This window comes from Acuticoccus kandeliae, from assembly GCF_003073115.1.
Window position 1 is genome coordinate 1,913,852 of the sequence record NZ_QBBV01000001.1, and the last position, 23,529, is coordinate 1,937,380.

Here is a 23,529-nt window from a genome sequence, read left to right on the forward strand (position 1 = left end):
GATCGAGCGTATCCGATTCCGTGCGTGGCGCGTCGCCGCGCTGTCATCGAACCGTCACAGCATCCCTTGCAGGACCGCGTCGAGCTTGCCCGAGCGCTCGAACGTCATGAGGTCGTCCGACCCGCCGACATGGAAGTCGCCGATGAAGACCTGCGGGAAGGTCTGCCGTCCGCTGCGCTTGATCATCACGTCGCGAAGGGAAGGATCCTTCGAGGCGTTGTGCTCGGTGTAGCGCACGCCCTTGGAGTCGAGCAGGCGCAGCGCGCGCGTGCAGTAGCCGCAATAGTCCCGCGTATAGATGTCCACTGTATTGGACATAGGTAAATCCTTAAGATCCGTCTTGGCTGGATATGGTAACGCCGATTGTGCGGGGCAACTGCGTTGACCCATTCGCCGTTGTCAACCGATCGCACCTTGGAAGGCAAGTCCGCCGCCACTTGCGTGCGGCGGATCGGCTCAAGCCGGCTCGCGCACGTCCCCGACCACGCGGGAGAACACCGCGATCGACACCGTGCGCGCGCCGGCCGCCTGGAGGGTGAGGGCGATCGCGTCGGCCGACGCGCCTGTTGTGAGCACGTCGTCCACCACCACCACGGCCTTCCCGGCGACCGCCTCGCGCGTGAAGACGCGGAAGGCCTTGTGAAGATTGTTCGCCCGGTCCTGCCGGTTGAGGCCGACCTGACGGGGCGTGTTGCGCACGCGGCGGACGGCGAAACGGTCGACCGGGACGCCGCTTTCCCCCGAAATCGCGTCGGCGAGGAGGACGGCCTGGTTGAAGCGGCGCGCGGCGAGGCGGCGGCGGTGGAGCGGCATCGGGATGAGGACGTCCGCCCCCGTCGTGATGTCACGGATCGCGGGCAGCATCAGCCGCGCCATCAGCCGCGCGACGCCGGGCACGTCCTGATATTTGAGGGCGTGGACGAGGCGGCGGCTCATCGGCCCGAACACCGTCGCGGCGCGGGCGCGGTCGTAGAGCGGATGGTTCCAGCGCAGTTCGGGCGAGCGGGCGGTTGGGCCCGCGTCGAAGGCGAGCGGCGTTCCGGTGATCGGGCAGATCGGCGGGGTGATGATCTCGAGCGTGCGCCAGCATTCGGCGCAGAGCGCATGCGGCTCCACCACCGGCCGCCGGCATCCGAGGCAGATCGGCGGGACGAGCGCGTCGAGCACGCGCCGCCACAGCCCGTCGGCGCGATCAGGGGGCGGGGCGGAGGGGGCGAGGGCGTCTTCCATCGCGCCACGGTAGCGCGGCGCTTGGTGCAATCATAGGTGTATATTGCGCGGCGCAAGGGGCGGCGGATAGAGGTGGCGTGTCCTCCGCCCGATCAGGTGTCATGTTCGATCGCGCCAAGCTCCGTCACCGCCCGCATCTCGCGACGGCCGATTTCCTCCACACGCTCGTCGCGGGCGAGCTGGTGGACCGCCTCTCGCTCGTGACGCGCCATTTCGAGCGCGGTCTCGCGGTCGGCCCGCTGACGCCGGCGTTGCGCGAGATCTGGGCCGGGATGCCCATCGATTGGACCTTCGCGAGCCCGGACGCGGCCGATCGGCCGGACGTCGTCGCCGACATCGCGATGCCGTTCCGGCGCGCCTTCCCGCTCGCGGTGTCGATCAACGAGATCCACCTCGCGGACGATCCGGTCCGCGTCCTCGGCGAGATGCGCGGGACGCTCCAGGCGGACGGGCTCTTCCTCGGCGCGGTCGCGGCGTCGGGCACGCTCGCCGAACTCGTCGACGCGTTGCTTTATGCCGAGGCGGAGATCTCGGGTGGCGCCGCGATGCGCGTCGCGCCCTTCGGCGACGTGCGGCGGTGGGGGGACGCGCTCTCGCGGGCGGGGTTCGCGCTGCCGGTCGCCGACGAGATCCGCGTGACCGTGCGCTATGACAGCCTCTTCGCGCTCCTGAAGGACATCGGCGCGATGGGGCTGCGGGGCATCCTGACCGAGCGGAGCCCGGCGCCGCGCGCGCTCTTCGCGGCGGCCGACGCGCACTATCGCGCCCACCATGCCGACGCGGACGGGCGGCTGCGGGCGACCTTCGCGTTCGCCCTCCTGTCCGGCTGGGCGCCCGACCCCTCGCAGCAGAAGCCGTCGAAGCGCGGCTCGGCGTCGATGCGGCTCGAGGATGCGCTGAAGGCGATCGACCCGGAATAGGCCGCTCGCCCCTGGCGCGGTCTTAGTCGCGCAGCGCCGCGATCGCCTGGCGATAGTCGGACTTGCCGAAGACGGCCGATCCCGCGACGAGCACGTCCGCGCCCGCCGCCTTCGCGGCCGGGGCGGTCTCGGCGGTGATGCCGCCATCCACCTCGATCCGAATCGGGCGGTCGCCGACGAGGCGCTTCACCGAGGCGATCTTCTCCGGTGCGTTCGGCAGGAAGCGCTGTCCGCCGAAGCCCGGATTGACGGTCATCACGCAGACGAGGTCGACCCGGTGGAGGACATTCTCGATGGCGCTCGCCGGGGTCGCCGGATTGAGCGCGACGCCAACCTTCACCCCATGGTCGCGAATGGCCTCCAGCGCGCGGTCGAGATGGCGCGTCGCCTCGGCATGGACCGTGATCCCGTTCGCGCCGGCATCGACGAAATGGGCGATGTAGGGCTCGAACGGCTCGATCATGAGGTGGACGTCGAACGGGATGTCCGTCGCCGGCCGCAGCGCCTTGATGAGAGCCGGGCCGAACGAGATGTTCGGCACGAAGTGACCGTCCATCACGTCGAGATGCAGCCAGTCCGCGCCGGCCTCTGCGATCGCCGCCGCTTCCGCGCCGAGCCGGGTGTAGTCCGCCGCGAGGAGGGAGGGGGCGACGACGAGGGAGGGAGCGTCCCAGCTCATAGAGGATTGTCCGGGTTGGCGAGGATCAGCACCCAATAGGAGTGGTATCGGCCCTTGTCGGTGAGGGCGAGGCCGATGCCCATGTGGGTCACGTCGCGGATGAGAAGGTTCTTGTTGTGGCCGCTCGACCCCTTCCATCCGTCGACCGCCATGACGAGCGTCGGATAGCCGGAGCCGAGATTTTCGGCCGCGCGGGACGCGCCGTAGCCGGCCGCGTCGAGGCGGCGGGCGAGGCCGCTCGCGGTGTGCATGTCGGTCGCGAGCGTGTCGCGCCGGGCGAGCTCGCGCGCCGTGTTCGCGGCGATCGCGTTGAGGCGCGGGTCGACCGTCAGCGGCGGGCGGCCCTTGGTGGCCCGGTGCGCGTTGATGAGCTCGGCCGCGGTCGCCGGACTGACCGTCCGCTCGCGCGGCACGTCAGGCACTCTCGACGGCGGTTTCTTTTCGCCGAACCCGCCGCAGCCGGCAAGCGCGATGGCGGCCAGGAAGAGGATGAGAAGACGCATTCGCATGTGCGCTCCATGCACGGTCCGGGCGGACCACTCAAGGGGAACTGTTGCGGCCCTGCGTTGCGGAGCCCGCACGCGGGCGTCGCACCGTGGAACCGGAGCCCAGGGTGCGGCGTAGGAAGTAAGACTGGTGTGCGAGGATTTATGGCTGATCGATCGGTCGCCGTCGCCGTGATCGGTGCGGGGACGGCTGGACTTGCGGCATTGCGCGCCGCGCGACGCGAGACCGACAATGTGCTCCTCATCGAGCACGGGCCATTCGGAACGACGTGCGCCCGCGTCGGCTGCATGCCGTCCAAGCTCCTCATCGCCGCCGCGAACCAGGCCGAAGCCATCCGCCGCGCACCCGAGTTCGGGATCGGCGTGGACGCGTGGTCGGTCGACGGCACCCGCGTGATGCGCCGCCTCCATGCCCTGCGCGACCATTTTGTCGGCCACGTCCTGGAATCGGTCGATGCCATTCCGGAGCGGCTGAAGCTCATCGGCCGCGCGCGCTTCGACGGCGACCAGCGCCTCTGCGTCGAGACGCATGCGGGCGAGATCATGGTCGACGCGGAGCGGGTGGTGATCGCGACCGGCTCGCGCGCGACCGTCCCGCCCGAGTTCAGCGGCCTCGACAGCGCCCGCATCAGCGACGACGTCTTCACCTGGAGCGACCTGCCGAGCTCGCTGACGATCGTCGGGGCGGGGGTGATCGGGCTGGAGATCGGCCAGGCGCTCGCCCGGCTCGGCGTGCGGGTGAAGGTGCTGACGAAGGGCGGCCATATCGGCCCGCTCACCGATCCGGACCTCGCCGAGCACGCCCGCGCGATCTTCGAGACCGCGTTCGACCTCGTCGCCGACTACCAGCTCACCGAGATCAGCGACACGCCGGAGTCGGTCACGATCGACTACCGTGCGCAGGGGCGGGACTTCTCGGTGACCGCCGAGCGCGTGCTCCTGACGCTCGGCCGCGCTCCCAACGTCGACGGGCTGGCGCTGGAGACGACCTCCCTCGCGCTCGACGGGGACGGCGTGCCGGACTTCGACCGCGAGACCGGGCGCTGCGGCGAGAGCTCCATCTACATCGCCGGCGACGTGATGGACGAGGCGCCGCTCCTCCACGAGGCCTCGGACACCGGCACGATCGCCGGCCTCAACGCCGCGCGCCATCCGCTGGCGATGGCGGCGCGGCGCAAGGTGCCGATGACCATCGTCTTCAGCGCGCCGCAGACCGCGCTCGTCGGCGAGACGCACCGGGCGCTGACCGATCGCGGGGCGCGCTTCGTGACCGGCGCGGTGGACTTCGCCGACCAGGGGCGGGCGATCGTGATGGGGGAGGGGCTCGGGCGGCTCCACCTCTACGCGGAGGCGGAGACCGGGCGCATCCTCGGCGCGGAAATGCTGGCGCCGGAGGCGGAGCACCTCGCCCACATCCTCGCCCTCGCGATCGATCGCGATGCGCGCCTCGAGGAGATGATGGACCTCCCCTTCTACCACCCCACGGTGGAGGAGGGGCTGCGCACCGCGATCTGCGATGCGCTCGCGAAGCTCGGCCAGCGCGACTGTCTCCTGCCGCACGGCCTCTCCTTCAGCGCGGGCGCGTGAGGTGGGTCAGCTCAGGAGGTCGTCGAAATTGCTGACGAGGCGGAAGTCGCCGGGGTCGACCGTGGCGTTGCCGCTCGTCTCGTAGGAGAAGCCGAAGAGCTTCGTGACCTCGCCGGGCGCGAGGTCCGGACGGGAGGTGCCCTCCCACGGCTCCACCGCGAAGGTGCGGTTGTAGAAATCCGCGCCCCAGACCTCGTTGGTGACTTTGATGTCGCGGTCCACGAAGCGCATCTCGATGTTCTCGAGGTCGGTCAGCGTCGTGTTGCCGATATTGCGGATGTAGACCTCCGCCGACGCCCCGTCTTCGTAGACGTTCGAGATCTTCACCGTGATGCGGAAGCCGACCTCGTTCTTGATCTCGTCCCCGTCGAAATCCACCGGCTTGTAGTTCACGGGGACGAAATCCTCGCCCTCGATGATGACATTGTCCGGCCGGTCGCGGACGAAGAAGCCGAACAGCTCGATCTCCGAATCCTTCGCGACGCTGCGCTCGCCCGCGCTCGCCATGTCGAAGACGCCGTCGCTATAGTCGGCGTTGTACGTGCGGTCGCCCTCGACGGTGACCTTGCCCGCCTCGGTGAAGCGCAGGTCGAGATCTTCGATGTTGGCGATCGTGACGGTGGATTCGTTGCGCAGGAACACCGAGTAGATCTCGACGACGCTGTCGCCGTCCATGAACTGGCCGGTCTTGCGCACGCTGAGGGAGAAAACGTCGTCCTTTTCGACGACGCGGTCGTCTCCGCCGCCGCTGTTGGCGGGCGGCTCGCGGTAGCGGTCGCGGATGTCCTTCTGGGTCAGGATCGCGTTCTTGACGAAGATCTGGTCCCCGGTCTCGACATTTTCGATCAGCGTGCCGCGCCCGTTGAAGAGCTCGATCCGGCCCGACGCGATGACGCGCAGGTCCCCGGTGAGGTCGACGATCTGATCGCCGGCGCGATAGTCGCGGATGATGTCGCGCGAGCGGCCGCCGTCGAAATCACGCGGGCCGAAGATGAAGGCGTCCGCCCCGGCCGAGCCCGCGAGGAGGTCGCTGCCCGGCCCGCCATAGATGATGTCGTTGCCGTCGCCGCCGATGATCGTGTCGGCGCCGGCCCCGCCCTTCAGGAGGTCGTCGCCGCGCGCGCCCTGGATCGTGTCGCGGCCCGCCCCGCCATCGACGAAATCGTCGCCCGCGCCGGCGACCACGCGGTCGTTGCCCCCTTGCGCGAGGATCACGTCGTCGAGCTTCGTGCCGCGCACGCGCGAGGAGGCGTTGTCGTCGATCACCCAAAAGTCGCGGAAGCCGTCGAGCGGCTCGGCATAGTTGATGAGCCCGCGCACGCCGCGCACGTCGATCTGCTTGATGCCGTTGTTGATCGGCTCTTCGCGAAGCTGGACGAGGATGTCTTCGAGGTCGCCCTGCTTCACCCCGCGCGGCAGGCCGATATCGATGAGCTTGTTCGGCTTGCGGGCGAGATCGTCGAGGAAGCGCTGAAAGCCCTGGCGCTCCACATCGTCGGAGATGTTGCTGATGACGTAGCCATCCTTGCGCGTGAAGCGGACGGTCGAAAAGGATCCAATTCGCGCCATATTCGTTCTCCGGGCAGCAACGCCACGATTCGGCCAAATTCAGTGGGGCGCAGACTGATAGCGGAAAGCGCGCGCGATGCGAACTGCCGAAATCATAAGCTTCCGTAATGTCGGTTATCGCACGCGATTTCGCGCTGGATCGTGCGCCGTCATTCTGTGTATCGGGCGCGGACGGTGTTTTCGTCCGGCGATAATGAACTAGAATTTTGCACCGATGCGTGCACGCCCCCTGCCGTGCGCGAAGTCTCACCCATGGAGCCCGTCGAATGCCGCTCAGCTCGTCGCGCGTTCGCGCCTTGAACGCGGTGGTGGAGGAGGGCGGCTACTCCGCGGCCGCGCGCCGGCTCGGCGTGTCACAGCCGGCGATCACCCAGCACATCCGCGAGCTTCAGGCGGAGTTCGACGTGGTGCTCTTCGACCGCACGCCGACGGGACTCGTGCCGACCGCGCTCTGCCGCGATCTCTACCGGATCACCTCCGCGATCAGCCAGCGCGAGGACGACGCGCTTTTGCTGCTGCGCCAGGCGCAGGAGTTCGACCGGGGGGAGCTGCGTGTCGGGCTCGGCAACGCGATGCCGGGGATGCGCCTCATCGGCAGCTTCCAGCGCCGCTATCCGGGCGTGCGCGTCCATGTGGAGATGGGATCGTTCCAAAAGATCATGGAGGCGGTGGTCGAGCAGCGGGTCGATGTCGGCGTGCTGCCCGACGTCCCGGACGACGGCCGTTTCCGCCGCATCGTCTGCGCGCGGCAGGACGTTGTGGCGATCGTCCACCCGTCCGATCCGCTGGCGGAGCGGACGGCGGTGCGTCTTGCCGAACTGATGCCGCACAGGCTGATCTTCCGCGACCGGACCTCGCGCATGCAGCGCACGCTCGACGCCGCGATCGCCGCCGCCGGGCTCGACCCGCGCCCCTCGATGGTGCTCGACACGCGCGACGGGGTGCTCGAGGCCGTCGCCAACGGGCTCGGCGTCGGCTTCATCTGGCGCCATGGCTCCTCGCGCGAGGACAGGATGCACCGGCTGACGGTGGTGGAGCTTGCCGCCAAGATCGACGAGCACGTCTTCCACCTCGCAAACCCCGTCCCGCGGATCGCGCCGCATTTCATGAGCGTGGTGGGCGCCGAGAACCTCCCCTGAGGGGCGCTGCCGCGGCATTCAAGCAACGCCCGCAAGTAAACGACTCCTGCCGGCGGATTCCGTCCCGCTCCACCAACGACAACACAGGGGCGCTGCGCCATAACGGACAGCATTCGAGTTGCGTTGATCTTTCATGGAGCCGGTATGCGCCGCCTACTCGCCGTCCTGTTCGTTGCAGTGCTGGCCGGGTGTACGTCCTCGCCGCCGACGACGCAGGGGCCGAGCCTTGCCGCCGCGCCCGCCGAGCCGCTCCAGCCCGTCGCCGCGCCGACCATCGCCGCCCGCGCCTATGCCGCGATCGTGGTCGACGCCAATAGCGGGAAGATCCTCCACGAGGACGGGGCGCGGAGCCTGCGCTATCCGGCCTCCCTCACCAAGATGATGACGCTCTATCTCTTGTTCGAGCAGCTGGAGTCGGGCCGCCTCACCACCGCCTCCGCCCTCCAGGTGAGCGCGGAGGCCGCGAGCCGCCCGCCGACGAAGCTCGGCCTCAAGGCCGGTTCCACGGTGACGGTCGACACCGCGGCGCGCGCGCTCGCCGTGCGCTCGGCGAACGACGTCGCCGTCGTCGTCGCGGAGAATATCGCGGGGTCGGAGGAGGCCTTCGCCGGGATGATGACGCGCAAGGCGCGCCAGCTCGGCATGTCGCAGACGAATTTCCACAACGCATCCGGCCTGCCGGATCCGCTGCAATATACGACGGCCATGGACATGGCAATTCTCGGCCGTGCCCTCTACGACCGCTACCCGCGCTACGCCAAATATTTCGAGCTCGAGGAGCTCACCTACAATGGGCGCACCTGGAAGAACACGAACAAACTCCTCAACAAGGTCGAGGGCGTGAACGGCATCAAGACCGGCTACATCCGCGATTCGGGGTACAATCTTTGCACGTCCGTCCAGCGCGGCGGAAAGCACATCATCGCGTGTGTGCTCGGTGGCAAGAGCGGGACTGCCCGGAACAAAAAGATGGAGGAGCTGATCGAGAGCAACATGCCGCAGGCCTCCGGCGGCGGGTTGTTCGGGTTCTAGCTTCTCGGCCGGGGTCTACATTGTCACTCTCCGCTGGCAGGATCGGCCGATCGGTCGGCTTGTACGAGCAAGGAGAGTTCTATGGACGCGACCATTGTCGATCTCGAAGGCGCCCGCGCCGAGATCCGTGCCGCGACCCTCGGTGACGAGGCCACGCTTCTGGAGGGGCTCGCCGCCGCCTCCGGCCTCGATGCGGCGACCCGCGCGGCGAATGCCGTCCGCGCGGCCGAGATCGTGGAGGCCGTGCGCAAGGCCGCTTCGCCCGGCCTCATGGAGACCTTCCTCGCCGAATACGGGCTGTCGACCGACGAGGGCATCGCCCTCATGTGCCTCGCCGAGGCACTGCTGCGCGTTCCCGACGCGCAAACCATCGACGCGCTGATCGAAGACAAGATCGCCCCGGCCGACTGGGGCAAGCATCTCGGCCATTCCTCCTCCTCACTCGTGAACGCCTCGACCTGGGCGCTCCTCCTCACCGGCCGCGTCCTCGACGAGCGCGGCAAGGGTGTCGCGGGCGCGCTGCGCGGGGCGATCCGCCGGCTCGGCGAGCCCGTGATCCGGACCGCGGTCGCCGAGGCGATGCGACGTCTCGGCCGCCAGTTCGTGCTCGGCGAGACGATCGACGGCGCGTTGAAGCGTGCGGCGGGGATGGAGGCGAAGGGCTACACCTACTCCTACGACATGCTGGGGGAGGCGGCCCGCACGGCGGCCGACGCCGAGCGCTACCGGATCGCCTACGCCAACGCGATCGACGCTATCGCGACGCGCGCCGACAAGAACGACCCGCGCCTCAATCCGGGCATCTCGATCAAGCTCTCCGCCCTCCACCCGCGCTATGAGTGGGCGCAGCGGGAGGATTGTGTCGGCGCGCTGGTGCCGATCGTGGCGGACCTTTCGCGCCAGGCGGCAGCCGCCAACATGGGCCTCAATATCGACGCGGAGGAGCAAGACCGGCTCGACCTCTCGCTCGACATCATCGCCGCCGTCGCCGCCGACCCCCGGCTTTCCGGCTGGGACGGGTTCGGCGTCGTCGTGCAGGGCTACGGGCGGCGCGCGCTCCCCGTCATCAAGTGGCTCGATGCGCTCGCCCGCACCACGAAGCGGCGCCTGATGGTGCGCCTCGTGAAGGGGGCCTACTGGGACTATGAGATCAAGCGTGCGCAGGTGACGGGCGTCGAGACCTTCCCGGTCTTCACCCGCAAGGCCGGGACGGACGTCTCCTATCTCGGCTGCGCCCGCGCGCTCCTGGACCGGGCGGACCAAATCTACCCGCAATTCGCGACCCACAATGCCCACACAGTGGTGAGCGTCCTCTCCATGGCGAAGGGCGAGCGGTTCGAGTTCCAGCGCCTCCACGGCATGGGCGAGGCGCTGCACGAGGTCGTGCGCAAGGAGACGGACGTGCGCTCGCGCATCTACGCCCCCGTCGGCGCGCACGAGGATCTGCTCGCCTATCTCGTCCGCCGCCTCCTCGAGAACGGCGCCAACTCGTCCTTCGCGAACCAGATCGTCGACCATCGCGTCCCGGCGAGCGTCGTCGCGGCGGACCCGTTCGACAAACTCGCCCGCGCGCCGGTCGTGAACACCAAGCTGCGCCAGCCGCCCGCGCTCTTCGGCACGCGCCGCAACTCGCGCGGGTGGGACCTTGCCGACCCGATCGGCGAGGCGGCGTTCGAGGCCGCGCGCGCCCCCTTCGAGTCCGAGACGTGGCTCGCCGAGCCGCTGACGGTGACCGAGGCCGCGATCTCGGGCGAGGCGCCGGTGGTGAACCCGGCCCGTTCCGACGATGAAGTCGGCCGCGTGCGCGCGCTCGCCCCGGCCGCGGCCTCGGCCGTGATCGCGAATGCCGCGGCGGGGGTGGACTGGGCGAGCGCCGACGAGCGCGCCACGGCGCTGCGGCGCACGGCCGACCTCTACGAGGACCACGCCGGCGCGTTCTTCGCGCTCTGCGCCCGTGAGGCGGGCAAGTCGCCGATCGATGCGGTGGCGGAGCTGCGCGAGGCGGTGGACTTCCTGCGCTACTACGCGGCGGAGGCCGAGCGCGAGGCGCCCGATCCTCTCGGGATCGTGGTCGCGATCTCGCCCTGGAACTTCCCGCTCGCGATCTTCACCGGCCAGATCGCTTCGGCGCTCGCCGCCGGCAACGCGGTGGTCGCCAAGCCCGCCGAGCAGACGCCGCTGATCGCGACCTTCGCGGCGAAGCTTTTCCATGAGGCGGGTGTGCCGCGCGCGGCGCTCCAGCTTGTCCCCGGCGACGGGGCCGTCGGCGCCGCGCTGGTCGGGGAGCCCGGCATCGCGGCCGTCGCCTTCACCGGATCCACGGCGACGGCGAAGGCCATCGACCGCCAGCTCGCCAAGACCGCGCCCGACGCGGTGCTCGTCGCCGAGACGGGCGGGCTCAACGCCATGATTGTCGATTCCACCGCGCTCCCCGAGCAGGCCGTGCGCGACATCGTCGCCTCCGCCTTCCAGAGTGCCGGCCAGCGCTGCTCGGCGCTGCGCATCCTCTATGTCCAGGAGGACGTCGCCGACCGCGTCGTGAAGATGCTGCGCGGGGCGATGGACATCCTCGTCATCGGCGATCCGTGGGCGCGCACGACCGATATCGGGCCGGTGATCGACGGCGAGGCGAAGGCGAAGATCGAGGCGCACGTCTCCGAGGCGGCGAGGGCTGGACGCCTCGCCCTGCGCGTCGGGCCGGAGCATGGTCTCTTCGTGTCGCCGACGCTCATCAAGGTCGGCGGGATCGAGGATCTGAAGGAGGAGATCTTCGGCCCGGTCCTCCATGTGGCGACCTTCGCGGCCGAGCGGATCGACGACGTGATCGCGGCGATCAACGCCAAGGGGTACGGCCTCACCTTCGGCCTCCACACCCGGATCGACGACCGGGTCGACGAGGTGGTCCGCCAGATCCACGTCGGCAACATCTACGTGAACCGCAACCAGATCGGTGCGGTGGTCGGCTCGCAGCCGTTCGGCGGGGAGGGGCTCTCGGGCACCGGCCCCAAGGCGGGCGGGCCGCGCACGATCGCGCGCATGGCGCGCCGCGCCGCCGAGTGGCTGCCGGCGGACGAGGGACCGGCCGCCACGCGGGCCGACATCCAGGCCGCGCTCGACACGGTGCGCCCGCTCACCGAGCCGGTCTCGGTCGCCGACCTTCCGGGGCCGACGGGCGAATCAAACCGCCTCTCCACCTTCGCGCGCGGCAAGGTGCTGTGCGCCGGGCCGACGCTGCGGCGCGCTCGCGCGCAGGCGGCCGCCGCGCGTGAGGCGGGCAACGCGGCGGTGATCGTCGCGCCAGGCGCGGTCGATGCGGGTGATCCGCACCTCGCCGTCGTCGACGGCGTGCTCGACCCGGCGGACCTTGCGACCCTCCACGGCCTCTCCGCGCTCGCCTATGAGGGGGACGATCTCGGACCGGTGCGGCGGGCGCTCGCGGAGCGCTGGGGGCCGATCATCCCGGTGATGGGGGCGAGCGATTCCTTTGTCATCGAACGGCATCTTTGCATCGACACGGCGGCAGCCGGCGGCAACGCCAAGCTCCTCTCCTCGACGGAGGACGACACTTTCGTGGCGTCGGGCGGTGGTTGACTGAAGATTTAATCTTACAGCCGGTCGAGCCGTGTTAGGGTCCCGGCAAGGCCCCGGTTGAGTCAGGAGGAGCCAGCGGATGAACAACACCACCAAGGGTACCGCTGAATTCCTGCGCTTTTTGATCACCCACGCGGCGATCGGGGTGGCCGGCGCGGTTGCGATGGTGGGGCTTTGCCTCGCAACTGACTTCTTGAATCTCTGGACACTCGTGAGTTCCAGTGATGCCGGCCCCCTCGCCGTGGCGGTGATGACGGTCTTCTTCGCGATCACCTTCGCCAGCGTGCAGATGGGCTTTGCCATCATGCTGCGCGCCGAGGACAACGGACCGCCGCGCGCCAAGATGTTCCGCCTCGTCCCCGCCCGCGTGACACCGCGCGAGGGCATGGTCGCCGCGACGGCGCGCGCCTCCGCCCGCAAGAACCGCTGATCCCGCCCGCCGCCACCCGGCGGCGCGACGGACCAACGCGCCTTTCACCCCGAGGGGCCGCGCGCTGACGCCCGCGCTGCCAGGGCGCTTGCCGGACCTCGATCGTTGCGACAATGCGGCGCATCGGGTGGTCGCGATCAGCGCCCTTGCAGATTTTTCAAATTCAAGCTTCTCTTTCGTTCGTACACCCTAAATCGACGGGCTTCTTGCAACTCGTTCGCAATTGCAGTATCTAGATGAGACTGGATCTCATATTCAACTGGCTTTCGGCGGCACGATGACATTCGACGAATACCAACCCGAGCGGACCCCGCTCCCGACCCGCCGCCACCTGCTGACGGCCGCCCTCGCCGCGGCGTCGGCCACAGCCTTCGCCCCGCGTCTCGCCTTCGCGGCGGGCCCGCTCACCGTCGTCGCCACCACGGGCATGATCGCGGACGCCGCGCGCCGCGTCGGCGGCGATCTCGTCGAGGTGAAGGGGCTGATGGGTCCGGGCGTCGACCCCCATTCCTACCGCCAGACGCGCACGGACATCGTGGCGCTCACCCGCGCCGATCTCGTCCTGTGGCACGGCCTCTATCTGGAGGCGCAGATGGAGGAATTTCTCGTCAAGCTCGGCGCGCGCAACACGGTGGTGCCGGTCGCCGACTCCCTCGCCAAGGACCGTCTCCTCGCCCACGCCCAATATGAAGACAAGTTCGACCCGCACGTGTGGATGAGCCCCGGCCTCTGGCACGACGTGATCCCCGCCGTGCGCGACGCGCTGATCGAGGCGCTGCCGGAGGGGGAGGCGACCTTCCGCGCCAACGCCGAGGCCTATGAGGGCGAGATCGCCGCCCTCGGCGAATACGTCGCCAAGGTGATGGCGACGGTTCCGGCGGAGCGGCGCGTCCTCGTCACCGCGCACGACGCCTTCTCCTATTTCGGCCGCGACTATGACGTGGAGGTCGTCGGCGTCCAGGGCATCTCGACCGAGAGCGAGGCCGGCCTCGCGCGGATCGAGGAGATCGTTGACGCGCTCGTGACGCGCAAGATCGAGGCGGTCTTCGTCGAGACCTCGGTCTCGGACCGCAACATGCGCGCGCTCGTCGAAGGGGCCGGTGCGCGCGGCCACGCGGTGCGGATCGGCGGCGAGCTCTTCTCCGACGCCATGGGCGAACCCGGCACCTACGAGGGCACCTATCTCGGCATGATCGACCACAACGCGACGACCATTGCGCGCGCGCTCGGCGGGGATGCGCCGGCGCGCGGGATGGTCGGCGCGCTGAGCGCGACCATTTAGGACAGAGTATGACCGCAAGCGCTCTCGAACTCGCATCGATGGACGGGCGGACCGCCAGCGCCGCCGACCTCGCCATCGCGCAAAGCCCGCTCGCCGTGCGCGGGCTCACCGTCTCCTACGGCGACAAGCCGGCGGTCTTCTCCGTCGACGCCACCTTCCCGGCGCAGGCGATGACCGCGATCATCGGCCCGAACGGGGCCGGCAAGTCGACCCTCCTGAAGGCCGCCCTCGGCATCATCCCGCGCCTCTCCGGCATCGTCACCGTGTTCGGCGCGCCGATCGAGACGGCGCGGCGGCGCGTCGCCTACGTCCCCCAGCGCGCGAGCGTCGACTGGGACTTCCCGACCCGCGTCATCGATGTCGTCCTCATGGGGATGTACCAGCAGCTCGGCCTCATCCGGATCGTGCGGGAGAGCCACCGGGCGAAGGCGCGCGCGTGCCTGGAACAGGTCGGCATGGCCGATTTCGCGGACCGCCAGATCGGCCAGCTCTCCGGCGGCCAGCAGCAGCGCGTCTTCCTGGCGCGTGCGCTCGCGCAGGACGCGGACATCTACCTCCTCGACGAACCCTTCGCCGGCGTCGACGCGGCGACCGAGAAGGCGATCATCGACGTCCTCAAGACGCTGAAGGCGGCCGGCAAGTCGGTCGTCTGCGTCCATCACGACCTTGCGACGGTGGTCGACTATTTCGACCACGTCTTCTTCATCAACGTGCGCAAGATCGGGGAGGGGCCGGTCGCGACCACCTTCACCGCCGAGATGCTCCAGGCGACCTATGGCGGACGCCTCGCGAGCACGCACATCGACCAGCTCCGCTTCGGCTGATCCCGTGAGCCCGTTCCTCGCTGCGCTCACCCTCCAGGCCGGCTACAATTCCGCGCTCGTTGCGATCGGCGCGGCGCTCCTCGGGCTCGCGGCCGGGGCGGGCGGCACCTTCCTGTTCCTGCGCAAGCGCGCCCTCGTCAGCGACGCGGTCGCCCACGCGACGCTGCCGGGTGTCGGCCTCGCCTTCATCCTGATGGTCTCGCTCGGCGGTGACGGGCGCAACCTCGTCGGCCTTCTCGCCGGCTCGGCGCTGTCGGCCTTCATCGGCCTCGTCGCCGTGGAGTGGATCTCGCGCCGCACGCGCCTTGCCGAGGACACCGCGATCGGCGGCGTCCTCTCGGTCTTCTTCGGCTTCGGCGTGGTGCTTCTGACGCTGATCCAGACGATGTCGTCCGGACGGCAGGCGGGCCTCGAAAGCTTCCTCCTCGGCTCCACCGCCGGGATGCTGATGGCGGACGCGGCGGTCATCCTCGCGGGCGGGGCGGTCACCGCGCTCGCGATCGTGCTCCTGCGCCGCCCGATGACGCTCGTCGCCTTCGACCCCGAATATGCCGCCGCGATCGGCATCAACGTCGCCCGCGTCGATATCGCGATGATGGGCATCGTGATGGCGGTGACGGTGATCGGACTGAAGCTCGTCGGCCTCATCCTGATCGTGGCGCTCCTCATCATCCCGGCCGTCGCCGCGCGCTTCTGGACCGAGCGCTCGAACGACGTCATCTGGATCGCGGGCCTCATCGGCGGCGCATCTGGCTATGTGGGCTCGGCGCTGTCGGCCTCCGCGCCGGCGCTCCCCACCGGGCCGATCATCGTCCTGACGGCGGCGGCGATCTTCCTCGTCTCGCTGCTCTTCGCGCCGGGCCGGGGCGTGCTCGCGGCGGTGATCCGCCACCGCCGCTTCCAGCGCCGCGTCCACCGTCGGCAGGGCCTCCTCGCGCTCTCGCGCGCCGAGCCGATCCACGACCCCTTCACCCTCTCCGAGCTGATCCGCGAGAAGCTGATCCGCGCCGACGGCGTCGCGACCGAGGCGGGCCGCGCGCAGGCCGCGAAGGCCTCGCGGGACGAGCGGCGCTGGGAGATCGCGCGCGTCCTCTACCAGGACACCGCGCTCGCCGGCCGCTATGACGGACTGACCCCGATCGAGGCCGTCTTCACGCAGGACGAGATCGCCGACATCGACCGCCGCCTCGGCCCCCCGGTCGCCGTGCCCCAGGGAGGGATCGCTTGATGGGTGCCGAGTTCGTACAGCTGAGCCTCACGCCGATCCTCATCGGCACGCTCGCCTCGATCGCCTGCGCGATCCCCGGCAACTACCTGATCCTGCGCCGTCAGGCGCTGATCGGGGACGCGATCAGTCATGTCGTCCTCCCCGGCATCGTCGTCGCATTCCTCGTCACGGGCTCGGTGCAGAGCATCCCGATGATGCTCGGCGCGTGCGTCGCGGCGAGCATCGCCGTGGTGCTGATCGAGGCGATCAAGCGGCTCGGCCGGGTCGAGCCGGGGGCCGCGATGGGGGTGGTCTTCACCTCGCTCTTCGCGGCGGGCGTGCTGATCCTGGAGCAATCCGACACGAGTTCGGTCCATCTCGACGTCCAGCACGCGCTGATGGGCAATCTCGAAAGCCTCATCTGGTTCTCCGCCGACGGCTGGGCCTCGCTCCTCGACCCCGTGGCGCTCGCCGACCTCCCCGTGGAGCTGCCGCGCATGGCGGTGGTGTGCGCGATCGTGGTCGCCCTCGCGGTCCTCTTCTGGCGCCCGCTCGCGATCACGACCTTCGACGAAGGGTTCGCGCGGACGCTCGGCCTGCCGGTCAATCTCGTCGGGTTCGGTCTCGTGGTGGTGGCGGCGGTCGCGGCGGTGGCGGCGTTCGACGCGGTCGGCTCGATCATCGTCATCGCGATGTTCATCTGTCCGCCCGCCACGGCGCGGCTGATGACGAACCGGCTCCTCCACCAGGTGCTCCTCAGCGCAGCCTTCGCGGCGCTCGCCTCCGTGCTCGGCTATGTCGCGGCCGGATACGGGCCGATCTGGCTCGGCGGCACCGACGCGGTCAGCGCGGCGGGGATGATCGCGGTGGTCTCGGGCCTGCTCCTGGGGCTCGCCTGCCTCTTCGGCCCGCACCGTCACCGGGTCGGGGCGTCCGCCGGGGTGGGGGCGGTCTAGAGCGATCGTCTCGTCCGCGCCCGGTCGAGCGCGGGATGAGCTAGCGCGCCTTCATCGACGGCGTCAGCTCCAGCGACGCCGCGATATCCTCGCGCAGGAGGTCGACGATCGTCACCTGGTCGAGCGCGGTGAGGAAGGCGCGGAAGCCGTGGCCGAGCGCGCGGTTGAGGTTGCGCTCCACGATGTCGTTCTGCGCCGATTCGATGGTGAGAAGCTCCGCCGGCGCGCAGTCGCGGAAGCGCGGCTCGAACGTGCGCACGACCGACCCGAGGCTCGTGAGCTGAGGCTCCCGCGCGAGGCGGATCCCCCCATTGCGTCCCCGCACCGTCACGATGAGGTCCGCGCGCGTCGCCGTCTTCAGCAGCTTGAAGATCGTGTATTCGGTGAGTTGCGTCGATTGCGCGATCGCGCCGACCTGAACAAGGTTGGGATGTTGCGAAGCGCACTCGGCGAGGACACGCAGGGCATGGCGGGTTTGTTCGGTCAAACGCATAGGCGCATTGGTACTGACTTTTTTCAATTCCTCTAGATAAAAATTAGCCTCCCGGCGTGCGTTGGATCAATCCACTCTAATTCGCGACTGGACATGGCGAGGTTTGGGTGGCGACGTTGCGCCGCAATTCAATGTTCGCAAGGAATTGTGCCACCTCGGCGTGGACGAAAACGCCTTCAGTTTGCGCGTGCGAAGGGAAACTTGTCAGGATAACCGAACTCCGATAGTCAACTTTCCGGCCCCAACACGCTTCGGGCGATTTCATAAAAAATCATGTGGAGATAACGAATGCGCCACGCTTTGCTGCTCTCGGCGGCCTTTGCCATCATGGCCTCGGCCGGTGCGGTCCAAGCGCAAGACGGACCGTCGAGCGGCAAAACGAGCGCTCCGGCGGCGGCGCCTGCCGTTGAGGTGGCGTCTCCCGCAGCGCCGGAAGCGGCCGCTACAATCCCCGTGGCCGACGCGCCGGCGGCATCGCCCGCCCACCTCGTCCTCGACCTCAACGCCCTGTCGCCGCACGAGGGCGGGTGCCGCGTCTCCTTCGTGGTGCGCAACCAGATGGCGACGGAGATCGAAGATCTGAGCCTCGAAGTTGCAATCTTCGGAGATTCGGGCGCCCTCGATCGTCTGCTGCGACTGAATTTCGGCCTTCTTCTCGACGGGAAGACGCGTGTTCGGCAGTTCGATCTTGACGGCACGGCGTGTGATGGGATCGGTAGCGTCCTCGTCAACGACGTTTCCGCGTGCTCGGGCGCCGACCTGACACCGCTTGCTTGCCTGCGGGCGTTGGAGACGCGCTCCGAGCTCGATGTAACCTTCGGCCTATAGCTTTACAGGATACGCCATGGACATGAACTCCGTCGTCACGACCCTCCGGTCGGTGGACTTTGATGGGCTGTTCGGGATCCTCACGCTCGGCGGGCCGGTCGTCGCGTTGCTGCTCGTCCTGTCGGTGGTGGCGATCGCGGTGGCGATCGCGAAGGCGTGGCAGTTCAGCCTCGCCCGCGTCGGCCGTCACGGCCGGGCGAGCGATGCGGTCCGCCTCTGGCGCGAAGGCCGTACGCGGGCCGCGCGCGATGCGCTGCGCGGCCGCGCCCTCAGCGTCGAGGTGATCGAGCGGGCGATGGACCTTTATGAAGACGTCAGCATCGAGGCCGCGCGCGAAGGATCGGAGAGCTACGCCGCCGTCCGCCTCCACGAGCTGCGCAAGATGACGGGCGTGCTGGAGACGATCGCGCAGGTCGCCCCGCTGCTCGGCCTCTTCGGCACGGTCATCGGCATGATCGAGGCGTTCCAGGCGCTCGAAGGGGCGGGCTCGGCGGTCGATCCGTCGATCCTCGCGGGCGGCATCTGGGTCGCGCTGCTGACGACCGCCGTCGGCCTCGCCGTCGCGATGCCCGCCTCGGTGCTCGCGGCCTGGTTCGACGGGCGGCTCGAGAACGAACGCATCGCGCTCGACGCGCTCCTCACCGACATGTTCACCGGCTCGGTCGAGATCGACGTGCCCTTCGAGGCGAGCCTCGCGAAGGCCACCCCGAAGCCCGCGCCCGCGCCGGCCGAGTAAGCCGGGCGCGACCGGTCGGACGGCGAGTGGACAGAGTAGAGATCGTGATGGCGGCGAGACGGGCCTCGATCCTTCTGCGCGACGGCGGCGCGGCCGTGCGCGGCCCCGCGCGCCCGCGCGGCTGCGCGGTTGAGGGCTGAACCATGGCGATCCGCGCCCCCCACCGCATCAAGCGCCGCCTGCCGCTGACGCCGCTGATCGACGTCATCTTCCTGCTTCTCCTCTTCTTCATGCTGTCCTCCACCTTTCTGCGTTTTGCCGCCGTCGACATCGCGACGACGCCGCCCTCGGCGACGCGCGCGGCGAGCAGCGGCCCCTCGCGCACCGCGCTCCTGAAGCTGCGCAATGACGGCTCGCTCGCGCTCAACGGCGCGACGGTGTCGGCTGACGGCCTCATCGACCAGCTCGGCACGCTGAAGGAGACGGGGATCACGCAGATCCTCCTGTCGAGCGAGACCGGCGCCTCGGTGCAGGACCTCGTCACGCTGATGGAGCACCTGAAGACCGGGCCGCTGCCGGTCGCGCTCTCCGCCTCGCGCGTCAACCGGGGGACGCCCTGATGGCCCACCGGCGGCGGCGCCCTCTCTCCACCCCCGCGCGGCGGCGTGATGTCGGCGAGAGCACGATTCCGCTCATCAACGTCGTCTTCCTGCTCCTCATCTTCTTCCTCGTCGCGGGCACGCTCTCCGCGCCGCGCGATCCCGAGGTCGATCTCGCGACGGCGCAGGAATTCACCCCCGTGCCGCTCGCCCCGGACGCGCTCTACATCGCGGCGGACGGGACGCTGCGCGTCGGCGGGGAGGCGATGAACCCGGCAGAGGCTGTCGCCGCGATCGCCGCCGTCAACGAGGCGGCCGGCGATGCGACGGACGAGATCACCGTCATCCCCGACCGCAATCTCGACGCGCCGACGCTGCTCGGCCTTCTCGGCGAGCTGCGCGTCGCGACCGAGATTCCGCTCCGCCTCATCGTGCGCCGGCCGAGCGCGGGGGAGGGGCAATGATCCCCGCTCTCACCCGTCGCGCCTGGATCGTCGCGTTCGTCCTCTCCCTGATGCTCCACGCTGTCTTCGCGGGGTGGATGTTCCTGCGCGATCCGGAGACCGAAGAGGAAGAGGCCTACAACGAGCCGATTCCGGTCTATATCGACCCGTCGACCTTCCGGGACGTGGAGACCGCCGAGGCGGCGGCCGAGACCGCGCCCGAGGTCGAGGTGGCCGAAGCCGAGAGTGCCGAGGCCGCCGAGACGCCGCCATCTTCCCTTCCCGAGGTCTTGGACACGGCGAGCGCCGAGGCGCCGGAGGCGGACGCGCCCGTCGAGGCGGAGACCGCGCCGGTGGAGGGGGCGGACCCCGTCGACGACGAGATCGCGACGCCCGCGGTTGAGCCGCCGCTCTCGCCCGTCGTCCCGCCGGAGACCACCGCGCCGGAGCCACCGCCGGTCGAGCCGCAGCCTGCGCCCGCGGCCGTTGCCGAGGTCGTCGAGCCGCAGCCACTCGAAGCGCCCGAGACGCCGGAGGCGCCCGCCGAGCCTGAGGTCGCCGCGCCGCAGGAGTCCGCACCGCCGGCCGAGCCCGAAATCGTCGAGACGGTCGAGGCGGAAGCCGTCGAGCCGGAGGCCGAGGAGGTCGCCGAGGCCGCGCCGGAGGCGGCGCCCGAGATGCCTCAGACGATCGAGGCCCCGGCGGTCGAGCCCGTGCCCGAGGAGACCGCGCCCGCCGAGCTTGCCGCGCAGCCCGCGCCGCTCGTGGAGGACGAGGCCGCGCCGGGCATCGCGCTCGCCGAGGCGGTCGAGGCGGAGGAGCCGGCCTTGCCGACCGAGGCGGAAGCTGCGCCCGAGACCCCGCCCGAGCCCGACCTGCCGCTCGCGGGCCTCGAAGTCCCCGACATTCCGATCCCGACTCCGTCCCCGCTCGCGCGCCCCGCCGAGGCTGAGGCCGAGCAGGAGGTCGCCGCCGTCGATGCGACGGAGACCCCTGTCACAGCGCCCGCCGCCGCCGCGCCGACGATCGAGCCGGAGGCGCGGCCGGACGACAACTGGATCCCGTTCCCGACGCGCCGCCCGCCGCCGGACGCGCCGAACACGATCACCGACCCCGAGGCGCTCGCGAAGCTCGAGACGATGCCGATGCCGCGGAGCAACCCGGTCCCGTCCGAGACGCGCGAGAGCGCGCCCCTCAGCGAAGTCGCCCAGCGCAACGCCGAGCGTCGCGAGGCGGCGGCAGCCGCGGCCGCAGCGGCGGCGGCCCAGCGTGCGGCAGCCGCGCGCGCCGCGGCTGCCGCAGCGCAGCGCAACGTCGCCGACACCGCGCCGAGCGGGGCGGAGGGCGGCCAGCCACCCGCGCAGAACAGCGCGCGGGCCGAGGCGAACTACGCCCGCGTGGTCCGCTCGCGCATCGCGGCGAGCTTCCGCGGCCGTGACGCCCTGTCGACCGCGACGGCGACCGTCTCGGTGACGATCAGCAGCAACGGCCGCGTGACCGGCGCGCGCCTCCTGCAGAGCTCGGGTGACAACGCGGTCGATCAGGCCGCGCTCGACGCCGTGCGCAGCGCCCGCTACCCGCCATTCCCGCCCGACATCTCCCGCCCGAGCCTCGTCTTCGCCGTCCCGCTGCGCGTGCGGTGAGCGGCGGCGCGGGCGATCCCTGGTCCGCGCTCGACGGGGGCGCGGCGGGGCAGGTCCGGGCCGTCGCCGAGGCGCTGCGGTCGATCTTCGGTGAGGCGCTCGTCGCCCTGCTTCTCCACGGCTCGGCCGTCTCGGGCGGCATGCGACCGGAAAGCGATATCGACCTCATCGCGGTCCTCGACCGGCGGCCATCCGCCGCCGAGCGTTCAATGCTCCTCGCGCATCTTCTGAGGATCTCCGGCCTTTATCCCGCAAGAGCGGGCGGGCCGCGGCCGATCGAGCTCACGGCCTTCACGCGCGCAGACCTCGACCCGCCTACCGAACCGGCGCACGCCGAATTCGTCTATGGCGAGTGGCTGCGGGCGGGGTTCGAGGCGGGCGCGGTGGCGCTTCCGTCGACAGACCCCGAGTTCACGCTTCTGCTGGCGCAGGCGCGGCGGGAGGCGCAGCCCCTGTTCGGTCCGGCGCTCGGGTGTCTCATGTCTGAGATTCCGGCCGATGCGGTCCGCCGCGCCATCGGTGCGGCGATGCCCTCTCTCCTCGACGGGCTCGACGGCGACACGCGCAACGTCCTCCTCACCCTCGCGCGCATGTGGCGGACGGTAGTCGTCGGCGATTTCGTCCCGAAGGACTCGGCGGCGGAGTGGGCGTTGGCGCGGCTGCCGGAGGGGGAGCCGGCGGCGATGCTCGACCTCGCGCGGCGCGGCTATCGCGGCGCGGCCGAGGGGCGCTGGGACGACCGGCGGGAGGCGGTGAGGAGGGCGGCGGATGCGCTCGCCGAGCGCGTGACGCAGAGCCTTCGAGCCGGGGGAGGAGGGATCGCGCCGCTGGGGCGCGATCCGGAGCTTGGGGGCGCCGTCTCGGGGACGGCGCGCGGCGTTTAGCGGCCGAGGTTGATGATCTGGACGCGGCGGTTCAGCGCCGAGGTCGGGTTGCCCGGATCCTGGAGCTGCTCTTCGCCGAGACCGATCGAGATCACCTCGGTCGCCGGCACGTTGAACGTCGTCGTCAGGGCGGCGGCGACGGAGGCGGCGCGCTGCTTGCTGAGGTCGAGGTTGAACTGGCGCGGGCCGCTCGCGTCGGTGTGGCCGACCACGAGGAGGCGCTGGCCCATCAGCTGCGGCGTGTGGAGCGCGTCGGCGATGAGGCCGACCGCGCGATAGCTCTCCGGCCGGATGCGGGCGGAGTTCAGGTCGAAATTGATCTCGACGCTGAGCTGCGGGAGCTGCGCGATGCGGTTCGAGATCGGACCCGGCGCGTTGTCGCCGCCCATGGCGGCGGCGCGCTCGGCCTCACGCTGGAGCGCCATCGGGTCGAAGGCGCCGATGGTGCCCTCTGTGCGCTGGAGGCTGTTCACGATCTGGTTGCGCGTGAGCTGCGACTGGGCGTACGCGCCGACGGCGCCGCCGAGGATCGTCGCGCCGGCCAGGATGGCGGCAAGAAGCTTCGTCGTCTTCATGGTCGGTCCTCTCAACGCCAGCCGGCGTTCGTGATCGCTTGGTTGCAGGCCTGGCTGACGCTGCGCTCGGCGGTGATGAGGCAGGCAAGCACGAAGCCGCGGCCGCGCTGGGTCATCGGGCAGCGGCGCTGGGCGTCGCGGTCACACACGCGCCAGACCTCGGCCTGCGCCTGCTGGCGGGCGGCGAGGGAGTTGCGCACCTGCACGAGCGAGGTCGAGCACTGACCGCTGATGCGCGAGGCGTTCTCGGCAAGGCAGCGCGTGATGCCGAAATTGGCGAGGTTCGCCGTGCGGCAGAAACGCTCGATGTCGTTGCCGCAGTCGCGGGACAAAATCGTCACCGCGTCGGCATAGCCGAGCGTCTGCGCCTTGGCGGTCGCGCCGAGACTGAAGGCGATGAGGAGCGATAGGGCGAAAGTGCGTAGCATGGTCACCT

General features: G+C 70.0%; 24 protein-coding genes. 16 read left to right on the forward strand and 8 right to left on the reverse strand.

Features of this window, described 5'->3' with window-relative positions; all coding sequences use genetic code 11:
• Nucleotides 1-54: 54 nt before the first annotated feature.
• Both grxC and DBV35_RS08730 read right to left on the reverse strand, forming a co-directional pair.
• Nucleotides 55-318: a glutaredoxin 3 gene (grxC, locus tag DBV35_RS08725; RefSeq protein WP_108659766.1), complete on the reverse strand. Its 264-nt coding sequence runs from the start codon at nt 316-318 to the stop codon at nt 55-57.
• A 138-nt stretch (nt 319-456) separates the two neighbouring features.
• Nucleotides 457-1,230: a ComF family protein gene (locus DBV35_RS08730; protein ID WP_108659767.1), complete on the reverse strand. Its 774-nt coding sequence runs from the start codon at nt 1,228-1,230 to the stop codon at nt 457-459.
• 101 nt (nt 1,231-1,331) lie between these two features.
• Between DBV35_RS08730 and DBV35_RS08735 the strand changes: the two genes are divergently transcribed.
• Nucleotides 1,332-2,150 (forward strand): SAM-dependent methyltransferase, encoded by an 819-nt coding sequence (locus tag DBV35_RS08735; RefSeq protein WP_108659768.1) that lies wholly within the window; start codon nt 1,332-1,334, stop codon nt 2,148-2,150.
• A gap of 22 nt (nt 2,151-2,172) precedes the next feature.
• On the opposite strand, the gene rpe is transcribed toward DBV35_RS08735, so the two are convergent.
• Nucleotides 2,173-2,829: a ribulose-phosphate 3-epimerase gene (rpe, locus tag DBV35_RS08740; protein WP_108659769.1), complete on the reverse strand. Its 657-nt coding sequence runs from the start codon at nt 2,827-2,829 to the stop codon at nt 2,173-2,175.
• Nucleotides 2,826-3,332, reverse strand: coding sequence for a CAP domain-containing protein (locus tag DBV35_RS08745; protein ID WP_205648518.1), 507 nt, complete (start codon nt 3,330-3,332; stop codon nt 2,826-2,828). The genes rpe and DBV35_RS08745 overlap by 4 nt, the downstream gene beginning before the upstream one ends.
• A 147-nt stretch (nt 3,333-3,479) precedes the next feature.
• Here DBV35_RS08745 and DBV35_RS08750 point away from each other — a divergent pair, with 147 nt between their 5' ends.
• Entirely contained in the window at nt 3,480-4,922 is a 1,443-nt protein-coding gene (locus DBV35_RS08750; RefSeq protein ID WP_108659771.1) for a dihydrolipoyl dehydrogenase, read from the forward strand.
• 6 nt (nt 4,923-4,928) lie between these two features.
• On the opposite strand, the gene DBV35_RS08755 is transcribed toward DBV35_RS08750, so the two are convergent.
• Entirely contained in the window at nt 4,929-6,491 is a 1,563-nt protein-coding gene (locus tag DBV35_RS08755; protein WP_108659772.1) for a calcium-binding protein, read from the reverse strand.
• A gap of 266 nt (nt 6,492-6,757) precedes the next feature.
• Here DBV35_RS08755 and DBV35_RS08760 point away from each other — a divergent pair, with 266 nt between their 5' ends.
• From DBV35_RS08760 to DBV35_RS08795, 8 genes are all read left to right on the forward strand, one after another.
• Nucleotides 6,758-7,630, forward strand: coding sequence for a LysR family transcriptional regulator (locus DBV35_RS08760; RefSeq protein ID WP_108659773.1), 873 nt, complete (start codon nt 6,758-6,760; stop codon nt 7,628-7,630).
• Nucleotides 7,631-7,774: 144 nt separating this feature from the next.
• Nucleotides 7,775-8,662: a D-alanyl-D-alanine carboxypeptidase family protein gene (locus DBV35_RS08765; RefSeq protein ID WP_108659774.1), complete on the forward strand. Its 888-nt coding sequence runs from the start codon at nt 7,775-7,777 to the stop codon at nt 8,660-8,662.
• Between the two features lie 81 nt (nt 8,663-8,743).
• Nucleotides 8,744-12,253 (forward strand): bifunctional proline dehydrogenase/L-glutamate gamma-semialdehyde dehydrogenase PutA, encoded by a 3,510-nt coding sequence (gene putA / locus DBV35_RS08770; RefSeq protein ID WP_108659775.1) that lies wholly within the window; start codon nt 8,744-8,746, stop codon nt 12,251-12,253.
• Nucleotides 12,254-12,332: 79 nt separating this feature from the next.
• Nucleotides 12,333-12,683, forward strand: coding sequence for a hypothetical protein (locus tag DBV35_RS08775; protein WP_108659776.1), 351 nt, complete (start codon nt 12,333-12,335; stop codon nt 12,681-12,683).
• 277 nt (nt 12,684-12,960) lie between these two features.
• Nucleotides 12,961-13,965 (forward strand): metal ABC transporter solute-binding protein, Zn/Mn family, encoded by a 1,005-nt coding sequence (locus tag DBV35_RS08780; RefSeq protein WP_108659777.1) that lies wholly within the window; start codon nt 12,961-12,963, stop codon nt 13,963-13,965.
• 8 nt (nt 13,966-13,973) lie between these two features.
• Nucleotides 13,974-14,789 carry a metal ABC transporter ATP-binding protein gene (locus tag DBV35_RS08785; protein WP_108659778.1) on the forward strand — a complete coding sequence of 272 codons (816 nt, stop codon included), beginning with the start codon at nt 13,974-13,976 and terminating at the stop codon, nt 14,787-14,789.
• A 4-nt stretch (nt 14,790-14,793) separates the two neighbouring features.
• A complete protein-coding gene (locus tag DBV35_RS08790) occupies nt 14,794-16,017 on the forward strand; it encodes a metal ABC transporter permease (RefSeq protein WP_245943880.1) in 1,224 nt (407 codons plus the stop codon).
• Nucleotides 16,017-16,952: a metal ABC transporter permease gene (locus DBV35_RS08795; protein WP_108659780.1), complete on the forward strand. Its 936-nt coding sequence runs from the start codon at nt 16,017-16,019 to the stop codon at nt 16,950-16,952. Before DBV35_RS08790 ends, DBV35_RS08795 begins: the two co-directional genes overlap by 1 nt.
• A 40-nt stretch (nt 16,953-16,992) precedes the next feature.
• Here DBV35_RS08795 and DBV35_RS08800 read toward each other — a convergent pair whose 3' ends face one another.
• Nucleotides 16,993-17,445, reverse strand: coding sequence for an RrF2 family transcriptional regulator (locus DBV35_RS08800; protein ID WP_108659781.1), 453 nt, complete (start codon nt 17,443-17,445; stop codon nt 16,993-16,995).
• A 288-nt stretch (nt 17,446-17,733) separates the two neighbouring features.
• Between DBV35_RS08800 and DBV35_RS08805 the strand changes: the two genes are divergently transcribed.
• The 6 genes from DBV35_RS08805 (at nt 17,734) to DBV35_RS08830 (ending at nt 22,518) form a co-directional block, all read left to right on the forward strand.
• Nucleotides 17,734-18,273 carry a hypothetical protein gene (locus DBV35_RS08805; RefSeq protein ID WP_108659782.1) on the forward strand — a complete coding sequence of 180 codons (540 nt, stop codon included), beginning with the start codon at nt 17,734-17,736 and terminating at the stop codon, nt 18,271-18,273.
• Between the two features lie 16 nt (nt 18,274-18,289).
• Entirely contained in the window at nt 18,290-19,009 is a 720-nt protein-coding gene (locus DBV35_RS08810) for a MotA/TolQ/ExbB proton channel family protein (protein ID WP_108659783.1), read from the forward strand.
• A gap of 143 nt (nt 19,010-19,152) precedes the next feature.
• A complete protein-coding gene (locus DBV35_RS08815) occupies nt 19,153-19,569 on the forward strand; it encodes an ExbD/TolR family protein (RefSeq protein ID WP_108659784.1) in 417 nt (138 codons plus the stop codon).
• Nucleotides 19,569-20,012, forward strand: coding sequence for an ExbD/TolR family protein (locus tag DBV35_RS08820; RefSeq protein ID WP_108659785.1), 444 nt, complete (start codon nt 19,569-19,571; stop codon nt 20,010-20,012). Before DBV35_RS08815 ends, DBV35_RS08820 begins: the two co-directional genes overlap by 1 nt.
• Nucleotides 20,009-21,634: a TonB family protein gene (locus DBV35_RS08825; RefSeq protein ID WP_108659786.1), complete on the forward strand. Its 1,626-nt coding sequence runs from the start codon at nt 20,009-20,011 to the stop codon at nt 21,632-21,634. The genes DBV35_RS08820 and DBV35_RS08825 overlap by 4 nt, the downstream gene beginning before the upstream one ends.
• Nucleotides 21,631-22,518 (forward strand): aminoglycoside adenylyltransferase domain-containing protein, encoded by an 888-nt coding sequence (locus DBV35_RS08830; protein WP_205648519.1) that lies wholly within the window; start codon nt 21,631-21,633, stop codon nt 22,516-22,518. The genes DBV35_RS08825 and DBV35_RS08830 overlap by 4 nt, the downstream gene beginning before the upstream one ends.
• Here the strand turns inward: DBV35_RS08830 and DBV35_RS08835 are convergent.
• Both DBV35_RS08835 and DBV35_RS08840 read right to left on the reverse strand, forming a co-directional pair.
• On the reverse strand, nt 22,515-23,093 hold the full coding sequence (locus DBV35_RS08835) for an OmpA family protein (protein WP_108659787.1): 579 nt from the start codon (nt 23,091-23,093) through the stop codon (nt 22,515-22,517). The two genes, DBV35_RS08830 and DBV35_RS08835, sit on opposite strands and share 4 nt — an antisense overlap.
• A gap of 11 nt (nt 23,094-23,104) precedes the next feature.
• A complete protein-coding gene (locus tag DBV35_RS08840) occupies nt 23,105-23,521 on the reverse strand; it encodes a hypothetical protein (protein ID WP_108659788.1) in 417 nt (138 codons plus the stop codon).
• Nucleotides 23,522-23,529 lie beyond the last annotated feature (8 nt).